Raw genomic sequence first — 15,924 nt, 5'->3', positions numbered from 1 at the left:
CCGGCGTACCCGGGGCCCGCTACCGGCCGGGCCCTAGAACCACTCCTCGATCTCTTTGACCGAGTTGGCGATGGCGACCGTGCGCTTGGCCTGCACGAGATGCAGCCGCTCGACCATCTTGCCGTCCACCGTGATGACGCCCTTGTAGACGTTCTCGGGTTCTTCGAAGGCGCGGATGATCTTCTTCGACCACGTGACCTCCTCCTCCGAAGGCGAGAAGATCTCATTGCAGGGCGCCACCTGCGACGGGTGGATCAGCGTCTTGCCGTCCATGCCGAGCGTGCGTCCGTGCTCGCACTCGTTGCGGAATCCCTTCTCGTCCTTGAAGTCGTTGTACACACCATCGATGATGTCGAGCCCGTAACCGCGGGCCGCGACGACGGCCATGGCGAGCCACGGCACGACGGCGAACCGGTCGTGTAGCGCCCGCGCCCGGCTCTCCTTCAGAAGATCGTTGGTGCCCATGACGAGGCACACCAGCCGGTTCTCGGGGTCCGCACCGACGGCTGCGATGGCCGCCGCGTGCAGGATGGCGTGCGGCGTCTCCATCATCGCCCACAGCTTGGTCTTCTCGGGCGCGTTAACCGACTTCAGGATCTTCGCCGCGCTGATGATGTCGCCGGGGTGCTGCACCTTTGGAACCAGGATGGCGTCCGGAGCGGCGCTCGCGGCCGCCAGGATGTCGGCGGTTCCCCAGGCCGTTTCGAGCGCGTTCGGCCGGATGATGACCTCGCGGCGCCCGTATCCGCCCTCTTTGACGATCGCGCAGACTTTCTGCCGGGCTTCGATCTTGGCGTCGGGCGCGACCGAGTCCTCGAGATCGAGGATCACGGCGTCGGCCGCCAGCGATCGCGATTTCTCGAGTGCACGGTCATTGGCGCCGGGCATATAGAGAACACTGCGTCGGGGACGGATGGGAGCCATAGCGTTGCCTTGTCGGTTTTCGGTGCTGCATTGCAAAATAGAGCAACTGCGCGGCCTCACCAACGCGACCATTGTTCAGAGCGGGCGTTTCCTCAGCGGAAGAAAATGAGACTGGGATGGCCACTGTCGCCGCACTGTCCTCCTTCGTAGCCCGCGGCGCCGTGGGGCTGCGCGCCATCGTGCCCGCCCTCGAACGGATGGGCCATGAGGCGGTGGCCGTGCCCACCGTCGTGCTCTCCAGCCACCCCCGCCACCGGCAGTGGGCAGGGCACGCGGCCGACCCCGCGACGCTCGCCGATATGGTTGCCGCGCTGGACGCCAACGGCTGGCTGGCGCAGATCGATGCCGTGCTGACGGGCTATCTGCCGTCAGCGGCGCATGTCGGCATTGCTGAAGACCTCATCGCGCGCGTCCGTGCCAATCGCGCCGACGCCCTCGTCGTATGCGATCCCGTGCTGGGCGACGATCCGGACGGCCTGTTCATGGCGGAGAGCGTCGCGGAGGCCGTGCGCGACAAGCTGCTGCCGCTCGCGGATGTCGTGAAGGCGAACCGCTTCGAGCTCGCCTGGCTCTCGGGCCGCGCCGTGACCTCGCCGGAAAGCGCGGTGGCCGCCGCGCGATCCCTCGGCCGGCCGGTGGTGGTCGCGAGCTCCGTTCCGTACGGCGAGCGCGCCATCGCCAATGTCGTGGTCACACCCGACCGGGCCGCGTTCTGTGCGGTGGACCGCGAGGACGGCGTGCCGCGCGGCACGGGCGATCTGCTGGGCGCGCTGCTCACAGGGCATATTGCGTCCGGCCGGGATGCCTTCGAAAGCCTGGCGCACGCGGCCTTCCGCGTCGCCCGGATGATCGACGCCAGCCGCAGCCATCCCGAGCTGCAACTCGCCGATGCCGGGGCGTGGCAGGCCTCAGGCAGCGTCCTCTTGACGGAGATCGCGGGCTGACGCGAATTGACCCCTTCCCGGCATTCCCGCAAAAAGGCTCCCGCACCCGGACGGGATGGCGAGAAGACAGGATGAGAAGCAGATGAGCGGCAAACTCCAGGGCGCGTTGAAGTTCGTCCATCACGAGGCCGCAGGCGGCATTGTTCTGCTCTTCGCCGCCGTCGTGGCGCTGCTGCTCGCCAATTCCCCGCTCGCGGCGACCTACGACGCGCTGCTCCACACGCATGTGTCCGTCCGCGTCGGCGAGCACGGGCTCGACAAGAGCCTCCTTCACTGGATCAACGACGGCCTGATGGTCGTCTTCTTTTTCCTCGTGGGGCTTGAGATCAAGCGCGAGCTGGTCGAAGGCGAGCTGTCGAGCTTCAAGCAGGCGGCGCTGCCGGCCATTGCGGCGCTGGGCGGCATGATCGTGCCGGCGCTGATCTACATTGCCATCAACGCGGACAACGCCGTGGCGTTGCGCGGTTGGGCCATCCCGACCGCCACCGACATCGCTTTCGCGGTCGGCGTGCTGGCCCTCCTCGGATCGCGCATTCCGGTCTCGTTGAAGATCTTTCTTCTTGCGCTCGCCATCATCGACGACCTCGGCGCGATCATCATCATCGCCGTGTTCTACACCGCCAACCTGTCGCTCACCGCGCTCTCCCTCGCGGCCCTCGGCGTCGTCGCGCTCGCCATTCTCAACCTGCGCAATGTCACGAGCACGGCCGCTTACGTGCTGGTCGGCGCGTTCGTCTGGCTGTGTGTCCTGAAGTCCGGCGTGCACGCGACCCTCGCCGGTGTCGTGACCGCGTTCGCCATTCCGCTGACACGCATCGGCGGAGACAGCGCATCGGATTCGATGGCGGCCAGATTGCAGGATGCCCTGCATCCGTGGGTGACGTTCGGCGTTCTCCCGGCCTTCGCGTTTGCCAATGCGGGCGTCTCGCTCGCGGGGCTGACGGTGGAACAACTGTTCGCGCCCATTCCGCTGGGCATCGCGCTGGGCCTGCTCATCGGCAAGCCGATCGGCGCCTTCACGTTCGCGCGGGCGGCGATTGCGCTGGGCCTTGGCACGCGCCCCGAGGGCAGCACTTGGAGCCAGCTCTTCGGCGTCACGATCCTCGCCGGAATCGGCTTCACGATGAGCCTGTTCATCGGCATGCTCGCCTTTCCGGAGCCCGAGCATGCAGCCGACATCCGCATCGGCGTTCTCGCCGGCTCGGTCTGCGCGGCGGTGATCGGCTACATCCTGCTGAGCCGGCTGCAGCCCGCCGCGTCCTCGCGCCAGAACTGACGAAGAACTGACGCGCCACGAAAAAAGGCCGGAGCTCGCTCCGGCCTTTTCAGTTTGGATGAGACCCGGGATCGCTAGCGACCGGTCGCCTCCGCGCGCGCCCGCAGGCCGCTGCGGTTCTGGTACTTCTGCGTCAGCCCGTCCCATTCGATGTCGAGCGAGCCGCCGCTGATCTTGTGCTGCCGGTCCCAATTCGTCAGCAGGTCGATGCAGGCATGGTCGATGTAATCGAGATCGCCGATATGGATGCGGACCTTGCTGTTCGGCGCGAGCTGCTCGAGTTCGCTGGCGAGCAGCGGCAGGCGAATGAGCGTCGCCGCGCCCGTCAGGTGCAGGTCGACGCGGTTGTCGGCCGCGTTCTCCTCCTTGCGCACTTCGAGGTGTGAGAACGCATAGAGCAGCTTGAGCAGCGACAGCACGAGGCCGACGACCACACCCGCGAGCAGGTTGGTGGCGACGATGGTAGCGATGGTGATGAAGTAGATCGCCACTTCGCTCCGACCATACTTCATGAGCGTCGGCACGATCTTCGGATAGGCGAGCTTGTAGCCCGTGTAGACGAGCACCGCGGCGAGCGCGGAAATCGGGATGTAGCTCAGCGTGAACGGCAGTGCGCTGGCGAAGACCAAGAGCCACAGGCCGTGCAGGATGGCGGAGGCCCGCGTCACGGCGCCGGCTTCGACGTTCGCGCCGGAACGCACGATGACGCCGGTCATCGGCAGCACGCCGAGCAGGCCGCAGAGCGTGTTGCCCACGCCTTGCGCCGTCAGCTCCTTGTCGTACTTCGTGCGCGGTCCGCTGTGCATCTGGTCGACGGCCGTCGCGCAGAGCAGTGTCTCGGCGCTGGCGATGAAGGCGATCGAGATCGCACCGATCAGGATCGGCGCCTCGAAAATGCGCATCATGTTTTCGGGCGTCGGGAATACCACCGTGGACCAGATGTTGTTCGGCACCTCGACGTAGTGAATGTTGGTCAGCCCGAGAAAGCCGGCCGCGATCATGGCGACGATCACGCCGACGAGCGGCGCCGGCATCAGGCGCCAGGATTTGGGCGCGAAGGTCCAGGCGATGATGGTGAGAATGGTGAGCAGGCCGATGCCCGCGGCCTGGAGACGATGATCTCCGGCCTCGATGGCGGCCATCAGCGCGCCCGGCATGCCGAGCAGGTTCTGGATGCCGGTGCCGATCGGCTTGCCGTCCAGCATGACGTGAAACTGCGCCACCAGGATGAGCACGCCGATGCCCGCGAGCATGCCGTGGATCACGGCGGGTGACACGGCGCGGAACCACTGGCCGAGCTTGAACGTGCCGGCGGCGAACTGCATCAGGCCCGCAAACAGCACGACCACGCCCAGCATCTCCACGCCGTTGGCCTGCACGAACTGCAGCACGAGAACCGAGAGGCCCGCGGCCGGTCCGCTCACCTGCAGCGGCGAACCGGCGATGGTGCCAACCACCAGGCCGCCGATGATGCCGGTGATGATGCCGGCCGTCGGCGGCATGCCGGACGCGATCGCGATTCCCATGCAAAGCGGCAACGCGACGAGAAAGACGACGATGGAGGCGAGAAGGTCGCGGCCGATCGTTTCCGAAATGGGTTGCGTTTGCGGTGTCATTTAGAATTTCGCCGCGCTTTCAACGCTTGGCGTCCCCTGGAGTGTGCTGCGGCGTTCGGTCCGTGCGGCTCGAAGCCGCGGGACGATAGCGGCTGGTCTCACCGCCCGCAACTACAACAGCGGCGGCGCGCAGGGGGTGACGGCGCCGGAGTACGTGGGCTGCATGATCCACCGCTTCTCGCCCGGTGCGACGATTGCAAAGTGGCGTTGCGCCGCGCCTGCGCTAAAAAGCGAAGCAGCGCCCCGGCGGACCCACGTGCCGCGCCGGCGGCAAGTGTCCAGCGCCGCATGAGGATACACCCGGATGTCGAGCTTTCCCGAGGTTCTGACCGATCGTTTCCGCCGCTTCAAGCACCGCCATTTCGTTCCCAACGCTGATCAGTACGAGGAGCTTGCCACCTATGGGCAGGATCCGGAGGTCATGATCATTTCCTGCTGCGACAGCCGCGTCGACCCGGAAACCATCTTCACGGCCATGCCGGGCGAGCTGTTCGTGGTCCGCAACGTGGCCAACCTCGTGCCGCCCTACGAGACCGGCGGCCGCTATCACGGCGTCTCGACGGCGATCGAGTTCGCGGTCATGAACCTGCGCGTCAAGCACCTGATCATCATGGGTCATTCGGGCTGCGGTGGCGTCAAGGCTGCTCTCGACCAGAGCGCGGCGATCCAGACGGAAGCGATGTTCATTTCGCGCTGGATGTCGATGCTGGACGATGCGCGCTTGCGCGTTCTCTCCTCGCACCAGATGGCGCCCACGGCCGTGAAGGTGAAGATGCTCGAGCTTGAGGGCATTAAGACGTCGATCGCAAATCTGCGCACGTTCCCGTTCGTCAAGCAGGTCGAGGACAAGGGCCGCCTGTCGCTGCACGGCGCCTACTTCGATATCGCGAGCGGCACGCTGAGCGTTCTCAATCACTCGAAGGGCGAGTTCGTCCCGCTCTAACAGGTACAGCGTTCAAATGACGAACTACGCCCGCCCCCGCGAAAGCCGGGGCGGGCGTTTTTTATGGGGAAGTCTGCTGGGTGGCCTGCGCGGCCTCGATGGCCGGCAGAAGTTTCGTCTCGAGGCTCTCTTTTGAGATCGGCCCGACGTGCTTGTAGGCGATCTGGCCGCGCCCATTGATCACGAAAGTCTCGGGCATGCCGTAGACGCCCCACTCGATGGCGTTGCGCCCAGTCCGGTCCGTGCCGACGGCGGTGAACGGATTGCCGTAGCGGCCGAGGAAGCGCCGCCCCGCCTCGACCTGGTCCTTGTGATTGACGCCGAAAATGTCCACCCCGGACCGCGCCTTGAGCTCGATCAGCAGCGGGTGCTCCTCGATGCACGGCACGCACCACGACGCCCAGAAGTTCACGACAGAGACGCGTCCCTTGGCAAGGTCCGACGCGTGGAAGCCCGGCACCGGCTTGCCCTTGTCGAGCAGGCCTTCGAGCGCGGGGAAATCCGTCTGCGGCACCGGCCGCCCGATCAGCGCCGAGGGCAGCTTGGTCGGATCGCCGGACGTGAGCGCGAAGGCAAACAGGCAGGCCATCGAGACGAAAATCAGCACGGGCGCCATCGTCCAGACGCTGCTCTTGCGCGCGGGCGCGGCCGCCGCTGGTTTCGCAGCCGACGACGGGGTTGCGGACGAGGGATCAGGCGCCACGATCGGCTCCCGCATCCGCCGAGCGGCGCTTGAGGCCGCGGCGTTCCGCATCCGCCAGCGCGCTGGCTTGCCGCTTGGCGTCGAACAACGTCCAGCCGATCAACAGCCCGACGATCAGCACGAAGGCGCCGTAGGAGCCCCAGATGAAGGCCGCGTGCGGTCCGAAGTCCATGGGCTTACTCCGCCTGTGCCGTAAACAGCCGCTCGCCGCGCTCGACCTCTTGAAGCCGCATCGTCTTCACGCGCCGGCGCAGGATCTCCGTCTGCATGGCCTTGAGATGCAGCGCGAAGAAGAGCAGCGAAAACCCGATGGCCGATAGCAGCAGCGGCGTCCGCATGCTCGGGTCCACCGTCGAGGTAAACCCGGTCGAGGGCTGGTGCAGCGTGTTCCACCAGTCGACGGAGAATTTGATGATCGGCAGGATGGCGACTCCGACGAGCGCGAGCACTGCCGTCAGCTTGCCGGCCAGCGCCTCGTCTTCCAGCGACGACCGCAGCGCGATCAGGCCGAGGTAGAGAAAGAGCAGGATCAGCACCGACGTCAGGCGCGCATCCCACACCCAGTAGGTGCCCCACATCGGCTTGCCCCACAGCGAACCGGTGATGAGCGCGGCAAGCGTGAATGCGGCGCCGATCGGAGCCGCAGCCTTGGCCGACACGTCTGCCAGCGGGTGGCGGAACACGAGCAGCCCGAAGCTGGACAGCGCCACGATCGAGTAGCCCATCATGGCCAGCCACGCCGACGGCACGTGGATGTACATGATCTTAACCGTCTCACCCTGCTGGTAGTCGGGCGGTGCGACGAAGAACACGAGATACATCGCATAGCCGATGAAGAGGGCCGCGCCACCGGCGATCCACGGCAGGATCGCGCGCGAAAGCTCCATGAAGCGGGTGGGATTGGCGAGGCGTTGGGTGAGCGTTTGCATAGGCTTCATCTAATGGTTTGCCGCGTGTCCTGCAATTCGCCGATACCGCGGTGGTTAGGACATTTGAAGGCGGACGGCCGCCGCCGCCGCGAACGGGCCGGCCGCGATGGAGGCCAGCGAGATGGCGGTCAGGATCAGCAGCGACGCGCTGGCGCCATCCTGTCCAAGGCTCGCGAAGCCAATGGCCGAAATGCCAAAAATGAGCGTCGGGATGTAGAGCGGCAGCACCAGGAGAGCGAGCAGCAGCCCGCCGCGCCGCGACTTGAGCGTGAGCGCCGCGCCGATGCTGCCCAGGAAGCTGATTGCCGGCGTGCCCACCAGCATGGTTGCGACGAGCATGGGCGTCAGCGCGATATCGAGGTTGAGCATGAGCCCGAGCACCGGGGCCATCAGGGTCAGCGGGATGCCGGTGCTGATCCAGTGCGCCAGCGCCTTGGCCGCGATGGCGAGCTCGAGCGGCAGCGGCGCGGTGACCATCACCTCCAGCGACCCGTCCTCGTGGTCGGCTTCGAGCATGCGCGGCAGCGACAGCAGCGCCGCCAGCAACAACGCGATCCAAAGCACGCCGGGGGCGATGCGCGACAGCAGCTTGAGGTCCGGGCCGAGGCCCAGCGGCAGCATGGCGACGACGACGAGATAGAAGCCGAGCGCGGTGCCGAGCGCCGCCCCTTCGCGCGCGGCGAGCGCGAGGTCGCGTTTGAGAAGCGTGAGAAATCCGGTCATGCCCGCGCCTCCGGACCAGAGCTTGCCGGATTGGCGCCGAGCCTGAGGACGGTCGGCTCGTCGAGGCCGAGCGGAAGATGCGTCGCGGCAATGACGATCCCGCCGCCGGACACGTGCGTCTTGATCAGGCGCGACAGCAGCTCGGTCGATGCGGTGTCGAGCGATACGGTCGGCTCGTCCAGCAGCCAGATCGGCCGCGTGGCGACGCAGAGCCGCGCCAGACCCAGCCGCCGCTTCTGTCCGGCCGAGAGGAGCCCCGCCGGAAAATCCGAGAGCCGCGACAGACCGAACGTTTCGAGCGCATCCTCGACCCGGCTCGCAAGGCGGTCGCGGCCGCTCGCGTCCTCGGCCAGATACGCGCCCCAGAACGCGAGGTTCTGTGTCACGGTCAGATTTGCTTTCACGCCCGTCAGATGCCCGACGTAATGACAGCACTGCGCGACATCCCGATCCCCGGAGTCGCCTTTGAGCGCGACAGCGCCGCTCGATGGACGAATGAAACCGGCAAGCGTGCGGATGAGCGTTGTCTTGCCGGCGCCGTTCGGACCGACCAACAGTAGCGCTTCCCCGGCTTTAGCCGTGAAGGATAAGGCCGAAATCACAGGGCGCGCCCCGCGTTCGACGGTCAGGTTGTCGGCATGGAGAAACAAGGCTGAACCGCATGCAACTGCGCGTGAGTGCGCCTGCGACCGAAAGAAAAAGTGCAAAACCACTGAGCAGTGCTGCGCGGATCTGAACTTTAGTCGCCTATATAATTTGCTTGCTTCCCTATTCGCTACTGCAAAAAATATATGAGAGTAGTGTTCTGCGTCGCGACATGCCGGGAGGCGTGGTCCGCGCCTCTCGCCTTTCAAATTCAATCTCTCTCATGGAGATCAATGTGAGCGCTCCAACGACCGTGACGACTGCGCCGGCATCCCTCGACAGCTTCAAATGCCGCAAGACGCTCTCCGTCGATGGGCAGACCTACGTTTATTATTCGCTCCCCGAGGCGGAGAAGAACGGGCTCACCGGCATTTCCAAGCTGCCCTACTCGATGAAGGTGCTGCTTGAGAACCTGTTGCGCCATGAGGACGGCCGCTCCGTCACCAAGGCCGACATCGTCGCCATGTCGGAGTGGCTGCAGAATACGGGCAAGGCCGAAAAGGAAATCGGCTTCCGCCCCGCGCGCGTACTGATGCAGGACTTCACCGGCGTCCCGGCTGTCGTCGATCTGGCGGCAATGCGTGACGGCATGCTGACGCTTGGCGGCGACGCCAAGAAGATCAACCCGCTCGTGCCGGTCGATCTCGTCATCGACCATTCGGTGATCGTCGATGCGTTCGGCAACGCGGATGCGTTCGCCAAGAATGTCGAGCTCGAATACGACCGCAACGGCGAGCGCTATGTGTTCCTCAAGTGGGGCCAGGATGCGTTCGCGAACTTCCGCGTCGTGCCGCCCGGCACCGGCATCTGCCACCAGGTGAATCTCGAATATCTCGCCCAAACGGTCTGGACCGCGGTCACTCCCGAGGGCGACACGCTCGCCTATCCCGATACGCTCGTCGGCACCGACAGCCACACGACGATGGTCAACGGGCTCGCGGTGCTCGGCTGGGGCGTGGGCGGCATCGAGGCCGAGGCGGCCATGCTCGGCCAGCCGCAGTCGATGCTCATTCCTGAAGTGATCGGCTTCAAGCTGACCGGCGCGCTGAAGGAAGGCGTCACCGCCACCGACCTCGTGCTCACCGTCACGCAGATGCTGCGCAAGAAGGGCGTCGTCAACAAGTTCGTCGAATTCTACGGGCCCGGCCTCGATCACCTGACGCTCGCCGATCGCGCGACGATCGCCAACATGGCACCCGAGTACGGCGCGACCTGCGGCTTCTTCCCCGTCGATGGCGAAACGCTCAACTACCTTACGATCTCCGGCCGCGAGGCCTCGCGCATCGCCCTCGTCGAAGCCTATTCAAAGGCGCAGGGCCTGTTCCGCACCAAGGAGGCCGGCGATCCGGTGTTCACCGGCACGCTCGATCTCGATCTTGCGACCGTCGTGCCGTCAGTCGCGGGCCCGAAGCGCCCCGAAGGCCGCATCTCGCTTCCCGACGTCAAGGCCGGGTTCCTGACAGCGCTCGAGACGGAATACAAAAAGCCGAACGAGGCCGATAAGCGCGTCGCGGTCGATGGTCATGGCTACAAGCTCGGCCACGGCGACGTGGTGATCGCGGCCATCACGAGCTGCACCAATACGTCGAACCCGTCGGTGCTGATTGCGGCCGGCCTTCTCGCGCGCAACGCGGCTGCCCGGGGCCTCAAGGCCAAGCCGTGGGTCAAGACCTCGCTCGCGCCCGGAAGCCAGGTCGTGGCGGCCTATCTCGAAAAGGCGGGCCTGCAGAAGCATCTCGACAAGGTCGGCTTCAACCTCGTCGGCTTCGGCTGCACGACCTGCATCGGGAACTCCGGCCCGCTTCCCGCCGAGATTTCGAAATCGATCAACGACAACGGTCTCGTCGCGGCAGCCGTGTTGTCGGGCAACCGCAACTTCGAAGGCCGCGTCAGCCCGGATGTGCAGGCGAACTACCTCGCCTCGCCCCCGCTGGTCGTCGCCTACGCCCTCGCCGGGTCTGTCGTGCGCGATCTCGCGACCGAACCGCTCGCCACCGGCAGCGACGGCAATCCGGTCTATTTGAAAGACATCTGGCCCACGAACAAGGAAGTGCAGCAGTTCATCGCCGAGAACATCACGCGTGACCTGTTCAAGGCGCGCTACGCCGACGTGTTCCGCGGCGACGACATGTGGGCGACCATCCACACCAGCACGGGCCTCACCTACGGCTGGGACGACAAGTCCACCTACGTGCAGAACCCGCCTTACTTCCAGGGCATCACGAAGGCGGCGATTCCGCTCAAAGACATCCAGGGCGCCCGCGTGCTCGCCCTCTTCGGCGACAAGATCACCACCGACCACATCTCGCCCGCGGGCTCGATCAAGGCGGCGTCTCCCGCCGGCAAATACCTGCTCGATGAAGGCGTCCAGCCGGCTGACTTCAACCAGTACGGCACGCGCCGCGGCAACCATGAAGTGATGATGCGCGGCACGTTCGCCAACATCCGCATCAAGAACCATATGGTGCGCGATGCGGCGGGCAACGTCGTCGAGGGCGGCTTCACGATCCACCAGCCGTCGGGCGAGCGCCTGGCCATCTACGATGCCGCACAGCGCTACGCGGCGGACGGCGTTCCGCTCGTCGTATTTGCCGGCATCGAGTACGGCAACGGCTCGTCGCGCGACTGGGCCGCCAAGGGCACCAACCTGCTCGGCGTGAAAGCGGTCATCGCCCAGTCGTTCGAGCGCATCCATCGCTCCAACCTGGTTGGCATGGGCATTATCCCGTTCGTCTTCCAGGACGGCGCCTCGTGGCAGTCGATCGGGCTGGACGGCAGCGAGAAGGTCACGCTTCGGGGCCTCGCGGACCTGCGGCCGCGCCAGATCGTCGAAGCGGAGATCGAAAAGGCGGACGGCAGCCGGTTCACGGTGCCACTGGTCTGCCGCATCGATACCCTGGACGAGCTGGAGTACTACCGGAACGGCGGCATCCTCCAGTACGTGCTCCGCAATCTGGCGGCTTAACCTGAGGGACGCCTCTGGACTGGACCGGGCGGCGGGCTGATCTTATGACTCGATCCGAAGCTTTCTTCGGCGGGATCATGCAGCAAGCACACGCGCGGAATGCCATCGCCGTCCTCGGTCGCACGCTCGCAGCGGCGGCGATGCTCGCCGTGATGGCGGTGGGCGCCGCCGCTCAGGACATGACGGCACCCGCTGTCGCCCGGCCGGGTCCCCCCCGCGCCGTGATCGAGTTGTTCACGAGCCAGGGCTGCGCCGATTGCCCGGCGGCGGACGCGCTGCTCAAGCACTATCTCGAAAATGAGAACGTCCTCGGGCTGACGCTTCCCGTCGACTACTGGGACTATCTCGGCTGGAACGACACGCTCGCGGTGCCCCGCAACGCAGACAGGCAGCGCGCCTACGCACAACGCCTCGGCACCGGTACGGTTTACACGCCCCAGGCCATCGTGAACGGCGCGGCTGAGGTTCTGGGCTCCAGCAAGTCGGAGATCGAGCGCGCGATCAACGCCACGGAAACGGCGCTCGCCAGCAGCCGCGTGCCGCTGCACTTCTGGCACTACGGCGCCGCCATCATCATCGAGACCGGCTCGGCCCCGCGCGATGCGGAGCCTAAGGAGTCGACGATCTGGCTGGCGGTCGTCCAGAAGACCGTGACCGTGACGGTCAAGAGCGGTGAGAACAAGGGCAAGACGCTCACCTACTACAACGTCGTGCGCGAGCTGACGCCTGTCGGCCTCTGGAATGGCCGGCCCGCGACCATCCGCCTGGCGCGCGCCGCAATCATGCGCCCCGAGAGCGAAGACCTGATTGTACTCATTCAGGAGCCCGACAGCGGCCCGATCATCGGCGCCGCCCGCCTCGGCGATTGAGGCATCGTCGGTTGCCTTGAACAGGCGAAACCCTCTCGTCTGTCATCCTAGGCCTTGTGCCTAGGATCCAGCGATTCACGATTGTCTCGTGCGCATTTGGTTGCAGGTGTCGCCGCTCGCGTCCGCGGCTCTCACCTTCCACTGCCCACCGCGCCTACTTGCACGTCCACATCAGGCCGCGGTCGAAGTGGAAATGGTTGGCGTGCGACGCGTTGAAATTCGGCCCGAGCGCGACGCGGAAGTATTTGCACGCGCGCCGGTGGACCTCTTTCAGGAAGCGGCTCTCCGCGTCGTCTCCCTTCCAGTCACGCAGCACAGAGATCGAGCGCCCGTCCGCCAGCGTGAAGCCGGATATGTCGATGGCGTTGGCCGTTGCATGCTGGCTGCGTACGCCCTTCCAGAACGGATTGCCGACGATGTTGCGGCAATCGTAGGTGCCCATGTCGCCGAGCCGCGTGACCTTCTGGCCGAACATCTCCTGCGCCAGCGGCTGCACCTCGTGCTTCACCCACAGCGTCAGCGCGGTCGCGGTTTCACAAGTGAGGTTCTGCACACCGATCTCGGCTTCGCTCGCGTGCGTGAAACGCACCGCATTCACCCACCCGCAACCGTCCTTCAATGGCCGGTCGGGGATAGGCGTGGCGTCGATGTAGGGATCCTTCAGCACCGAATTACAGAGCGGCGCATCGAAGCGCAGCGACGAAAGCTTGAAGTCGACGAACAGCCCCGGCGGCTTTTCGAGCGAAATCGGACTGAACGGGCTCAGCCGCTGCGGCACGAGCCCGAACCAGAACGCGCCGCACACCGCGACGAGAAACAGAAAGATCAGCAGCAGCTTCGAAAAAACTCGGCGCGGCTTTCGCATGTCGGTCCCCCGCAGTTCGGGCGCCGGGCGGACGATGGCACGCTCCGGCTCGCCCGTGGGCTGTCGCCAGCCCTCAAGTGCTCCCCGAAAAGAGACTAATGGCTTTCCCGCGCGACAGGAACCCCGCGCAAACGCCGCCGCACAGGCCAAGCGCAACGGCGGTCCGTGTCCGGATCACTGCGAAAGATGCAGGTTGGACAAGCTCTGCCCGATGACGTTGAACGCGGTCTTGAGCGCCTCTCCGTTCGATGCCGGGAAATAGTGGCCCGGCGACGTCGCGCAATCCTTGAGCAGCCGCTCGGCGGGCGCGCCGGCCATGAAGCCGACCGCATAGACGACGACGCCCTCGTTCTTCATGTTGGTGCAGAGCGACCGGGCCTGCGTCGCCGAGGCGCCGTTGCCGGACACGTACTCCGTGTTGAACTCGCCGTCCGTCATCAGCAGGACGGCCTTGATGATCTTGGTGGGCTGATAGGCTTCCGGCCGGCTGTCGGTCGGCCAGATGCTCGCCCACTTGGGCGACAGGAGATACCAGCCCCACGCCGTTCCGATATGCCCCGCCGTCTGGCCGCCCGGGCGAAGGTTGTCGATTTGCCGCGAGAGCACGCGTTTGCTGTCGGTCAGCGGCTGCACGGTCGCGCTCGGGCAGGCGACAGTCTTGTCGTAGCCGAGATAGCTGTTCTTCGCCGGCGCATCCTCGCGGAAGCGCGTCGCGCCACCGCGCTCGAACACGCAGCCCGTGCCCGTGCGCCGGTCGGTCACGGCGGTGAAATAGCTGCCCGCATTCACGCTCGCCGCGTAGGGCGCAAGCGCGATGCGCACGCGGCTCGGCCGCCCGTCGTCGGGAAGAAGCTGCTCGACGAGGCCGTTCGCAGCCTGCCGCAGATCGGCGATCTTCGACGACGGCGATCCCATCGAGCCGGTTACGTCGAGCACCATGGCGAGCTCGATCTCGCGCTGGCCTGCGATGGCCTCCGCCGCGACTGGAATTTCGACATCCTCGAAGCCGGCGATGCGCGTGAGCGTCATGGGGACGTTGACGGCGGCATCGACCTTCACGCGGCCGGCCTCGCGATCGATGTCCACGGCGAGATCGCCGACGGTGCCGATGTCGCCGTGTTCCGCGAGATTGGCGCGGAAGTAGGTAGCGGCCAGTTGCTTGATCTCGCCGTCGGTGCGGGTTCCTTCACCGAGCGCGCGCCCGGCGGCGAGGGCTGCCGCATCCGCTGCGGCCGAGACATTGAAGCGGGCGTGCAGCATGCGGGCGTAGTCGAGACCGACGCCGGCCGCCATCGTGAGCACGAAGATCGCGAACGCGAAGATCAACGTCACGCTGCCCCGGTCGTCGGAGGCGAACGCGAAGGACGCGAAAAGGGATTTCGAAGTGCGGAACCGCGTCATACCGGTGTCTCTCTTTGAGGCTGGTGCGTGCTGTGGAGCCTCCTGTTGCAACCGGGGTGCCGCGGACATGCGGAGAGGGGCGCGAACCGGACCGGCCTGTCCCGCACGTAAACAAAGTCTTACCGCTTAAAAATATGATAGCAAATACAAGGCATTGCACGAGCGTGCGATTAGGGTGCGCGCGCCGCAGCGCCCGCGCCGCGTGCGGTGCGGGTCTCATCCTGGGACATGTCCCAGTCCCCACCAGGGCTAGCGCGCCTAAGGCTGCGCGAAGCGGGTCTCGGCCGCGACCGGGATCTCGACGTCGTCGAAGCCAACGAAACGCGTGAGCGTCATCGGCAGATAGACGTCGGCGCCGATGGCGACCCGTCCGACATCGCGATCGGCTACCACGGAAAGCGCACCGACCGAGCCGAACAGACGCTCATCGCCGACGTTCGCCCTGAAATGGGATTCCGCGAGACGCCGGATTTCGCCGTCGTCGCGTTCGCCGCTGCCGAGCGAGTGTCCTGCCGCCTGGGCCGCCGCATCGGCCGCATTCTGAAGATTGGAGTGGGCGTGGAGCACGCGGGCGGCGTCCAGCGCCAGCCCCGCGCAAATGCAGACAGCCGCTTGCACCAGAAGAGGAAAGAGCGACGCGCCTTTGTGTGCGATTGGCGCGGCGGCGCTTGGAGGAAGGGGTTCGGTCATGACGGCCTCGGTGTCAGAGCTGACGAAGAGCTTTGACCGCGCCTTGCACCCGTTATGCCGGGTGCCGCGCACCGAAGAGACAACTGTCCGTAACCGTTAACGCCGCAGCGGCCTGACCATGCGGCCACCGCCGTCCGTGCCATCAGAAGTCGCTGATGATCCCGCCTTTTTCCCAGTCGCCGTAACGCGTGGGCTCGGGGCCGTTGCGCCCACCGACCTCGACCTGCCGCGCCTTCTCGGCGCGCTCGGCCGCTTCGCGCCGCTCGGCGGCCTCGGCCAACGCGCGTTCCGCGGCAGGAGAAAGTGTGCGTTCCGCGGCAGGAGAAAGTGCGCGTTCCGCGCCAGGTGAAAGCGTGCGTGGTGCCGTCGGCTCGTCGGAGGTGTCGGACGTATCCGTCATCGGTGGAACTCCCATCCCTAGGGAATCTGGT

General features: G+C 65.9%; 16 protein-coding genes. 5 read left to right on the top strand and 11 right to left on the bottom strand.

Features of this window, described 5'->3' with window-relative positions; all coding sequences use genetic code 11:
• Positions 1-33: 33 nt before the first annotated feature.
• On the bottom strand, positions 34-924 hold the full coding sequence (locus K2Y42_RS12960) for a CoA ester lyase (RefSeq protein WP_291153076.1): 891 nt from the start codon (positions 922-924) through the stop codon (positions 34-36).
• A gap of 116 nt (positions 925-1,040) precedes the next feature.
• Here K2Y42_RS12960 and K2Y42_RS12955 point away from each other — a divergent pair, with 116 nt between their 5' ends.
• Positions 1,041-1,868 (top strand): bifunctional hydroxymethylpyrimidine kinase/phosphomethylpyrimidine kinase, encoded by an 828-nt coding sequence (locus K2Y42_RS12955; protein ID WP_291153074.1) that lies wholly within the window; start codon positions 1,041-1,043, stop codon positions 1,866-1,868.
• Between the two features lie 82 nt (positions 1,869-1,950).
• Positions 1,951-3,144: a Na+/H+ antiporter NhaA gene (nhaA, locus tag K2Y42_RS12950; RefSeq protein WP_291153072.1), complete on the top strand. Its 1,194-nt coding sequence runs from the start codon at positions 1,951-1,953 to the stop codon at positions 3,142-3,144.
• Between the two features lie 74 nt (positions 3,145-3,218).
• Here nhaA and K2Y42_RS12945 read toward each other — a convergent pair whose 3' ends face one another.
• On the bottom strand, positions 3,219-4,760 hold the full coding sequence (locus K2Y42_RS12945; protein ID WP_291153070.1) for a SulP family inorganic anion transporter: 1,542 nt from the start codon (positions 4,758-4,760) through the stop codon (positions 3,219-3,221).
• 304 nt (positions 4,761-5,064) lie between these two features.
• On the opposite strand from K2Y42_RS12945, the gene K2Y42_RS12940 reads away from it, so the two are divergent.
• On the top strand, positions 5,065-5,703 hold the full coding sequence (locus K2Y42_RS12940; protein ID WP_291153067.1) for a carbonic anhydrase: 639 nt from the start codon (positions 5,065-5,067) through the stop codon (positions 5,701-5,703).
• 61 nt (positions 5,704-5,764) lie between these two features.
• Here the strand turns inward: K2Y42_RS12940 and K2Y42_RS12935 are convergent, their stop codons facing one another.
• From K2Y42_RS12935 to ccmA, 5 genes are all read right to left on the bottom strand, one after another.
• Complete coding sequence (locus tag K2Y42_RS12935; protein WP_291154047.1) at positions 5,765-6,319, bottom strand: DsbE family thiol:disulfide interchange protein; 555 nt, start codon at positions 6,317-6,319, stop codon at positions 5,765-5,767.
• Positions 6,320-6,395: 76 nt separating this feature from the next.
• Positions 6,396-6,578, bottom strand: coding sequence for a heme exporter protein CcmD (gene ccmD / locus K2Y42_RS12930; RefSeq protein ID WP_291153064.1), 183 nt, complete (start codon positions 6,576-6,578; stop codon positions 6,396-6,398).
• 4 nt (positions 6,579-6,582) lie between these two features.
• Entirely contained in the window at positions 6,583-7,335 is a 753-nt protein-coding gene (ccmC, locus tag K2Y42_RS12925) for a heme ABC transporter permease CcmC (protein ID WP_291153061.1), read from the bottom strand.
• A gap of 54 nt (positions 7,336-7,389) precedes the next feature.
• Positions 7,390-8,058 carry a heme exporter protein CcmB gene (ccmB, locus tag K2Y42_RS12920; RefSeq protein ID WP_291153059.1) on the bottom strand — a complete coding sequence of 223 codons (669 nt, stop codon included), beginning with the start codon at positions 8,056-8,058 and terminating at the stop codon, positions 7,390-7,392.
• Positions 8,055-8,771 carry a heme ABC exporter ATP-binding protein CcmA gene (gene ccmA / locus K2Y42_RS12915; protein ID WP_366512397.1) on the bottom strand — a complete coding sequence of 239 codons (717 nt, stop codon included), beginning with the start codon at positions 8,769-8,771 and terminating at the stop codon, positions 8,055-8,057. Before ccmA ends, ccmB begins: the two co-directional genes overlap by 4 nt.
• A gap of 167 nt (positions 8,772-8,938) precedes the next feature.
• Here ccmA and acnA point away from each other — a divergent pair, with 167 nt between their 5' ends.
• Positions 8,939-11,668, top strand: coding sequence for an aconitate hydratase AcnA (gene acnA, locus K2Y42_RS12910; RefSeq protein ID WP_291153054.1), 2,730 nt, complete (start codon positions 8,939-8,941; stop codon positions 11,666-11,668).
• Between the two features lie 77 nt (positions 11,669-11,745).
• The gene (locus K2Y42_RS12905; protein ID WP_291153052.1) at positions 11,746-12,537 is read left to right on the top strand and encodes a thioredoxin family protein; all 792 of its coding nucleotides are present in this window, start codon (positions 11,746-11,748) and stop codon (positions 12,535-12,537) included.
• A gap of 154 nt (positions 12,538-12,691) precedes the next feature.
• On the opposite strand, the gene K2Y42_RS12900 is transcribed toward K2Y42_RS12905, so the two are convergent.
• The 4 genes from K2Y42_RS12900 to K2Y42_RS12885 form a co-directional block, all read right to left on the bottom strand.
• Positions 12,692-13,402, bottom strand: coding sequence for an extensin family protein (locus K2Y42_RS12900; RefSeq protein WP_291153049.1), 711 nt, complete (start codon positions 13,400-13,402; stop codon positions 12,692-12,694).
• Positions 13,403-13,576: 174 nt separating this feature from the next.
• Entirely contained in the window at positions 13,577-14,803 is a 1,227-nt protein-coding gene (locus K2Y42_RS12895; protein ID WP_291153046.1) for a VWA domain-containing protein, read from the bottom strand.
• Between the two features lie 258 nt (positions 14,804-15,061).
• On the bottom strand, positions 15,062-15,493 hold the full coding sequence (locus K2Y42_RS12890) for a pilus assembly protein TadG-related protein (protein ID WP_291153043.1): 432 nt from the start codon (positions 15,491-15,493) through the stop codon (positions 15,062-15,064).
• Positions 15,494-15,635: 142 nt separating this feature from the next.
• Positions 15,636-15,893 carry a DUF1674 domain-containing protein gene (locus tag K2Y42_RS12885; RefSeq protein ID WP_291153041.1) on the bottom strand — a complete coding sequence of 86 codons (258 nt, stop codon included), beginning with the start codon at positions 15,891-15,893 and terminating at the stop codon, positions 15,636-15,638.
• Between the last annotated feature and the right edge of the window lie 31 nt (positions 15,894-15,924).

The organism is Hyphomicrobium sp., from assembly GCF_019744875.1.
In the GTDB taxonomy this organism is placed as follows: Bacteria; Pseudomonadota; Alphaproteobacteria; order Rhizobiales; family Hyphomicrobiaceae; genus Hyphomicrobium_C.
This window is presented reverse-complemented; position numbering and strand designations above follow the sequence as displayed.

Excerpts from the sequence above, each read along its gene's own strand:
- K2Y42_RS12960 (WP_291153076.1), bottom strand. The coding sequence starts at position 924 with ATGGCTCCCATCCGTCCCCGACGCAGTGTTCTCTATATGCCCGGCGCC.
- K2Y42_RS12955 (WP_291153074.1), top strand. The coding sequence starts at position 1,041 with ATGGCCACTGTCGCCGCACTGTCCTCCTTCGTAGCCCGCGGCGCCGTG.
- nhaA (WP_291153072.1), top strand. The coding sequence starts at position 1,951 with ATGAGCGGCAAACTCCAGGGCGCGTTGAAGTTCGTCCATCACGAGGCC.
- K2Y42_RS12945 (WP_291153070.1), bottom strand. The coding sequence starts at position 4,760 with ATGACACCGCAAACGCAACCCATTTCGGAAACGATCGGCCGCGACCTT.
- K2Y42_RS12940 (WP_291153067.1), top strand. The coding sequence starts at position 5,065 with ATGTCGAGCTTTCCCGAGGTTCTGACCGATCGTTTCCGCCGCTTCAAG.
- K2Y42_RS12935 (WP_291154047.1), bottom strand. The coding sequence starts at position 6,319 with ATGGCGCCCGTGCTGATTTTCGTCTCGATGGCCTGCCTGTTTGCCTTC.
- ccmD (WP_291153064.1), bottom strand. The coding sequence starts at position 6,578 with ATGGACTTCGGACCGCACGCGGCCTTCATCTGGGGCTCCTACGGCGCC.
- ccmC (WP_291153061.1), bottom strand. The coding sequence starts at position 7,335 with ATGCAAACGCTCACCCAACGCCTCGCCAATCCCACCCGCTTCATGGAG.
- ccmB (WP_291153059.1), bottom strand. The coding sequence starts at position 8,058 with ATGACCGGATTTCTCACGCTTCTCAAACGCGACCTCGCGCTCGCCGCG.
- K2Y42_RS12905 (WP_291153052.1), top strand. The coding sequence starts at position 11,746 with ATGCAGCAAGCACACGCGCGGAATGCCATCGCCGTCCTCGGTCGCACG.
- K2Y42_RS12900 (WP_291153049.1), bottom strand. The coding sequence starts at position 13,402 with ATGCGAAAGCCGCGCCGAGTTTTTTCGAAGCTGCTGCTGATCTTTCTG.
- K2Y42_RS12895 (WP_291153046.1), bottom strand. The coding sequence starts at position 14,803 with ATGACGCGGTTCCGCACTTCGAAATCCCTTTTCGCGTCCTTCGCGTTC.
- K2Y42_RS12890 (WP_291153043.1), bottom strand. The coding sequence starts at position 15,493 with ATGACCGAACCCCTTCCTCCAAGCGCCGCCGCGCCAATCGCACACAAA.
- K2Y42_RS12885 (WP_291153041.1), bottom strand. The coding sequence starts at position 15,893 with ATGACGGATACGTCCGACACCTCCGACGAGCCGACGGCACCACGCACG.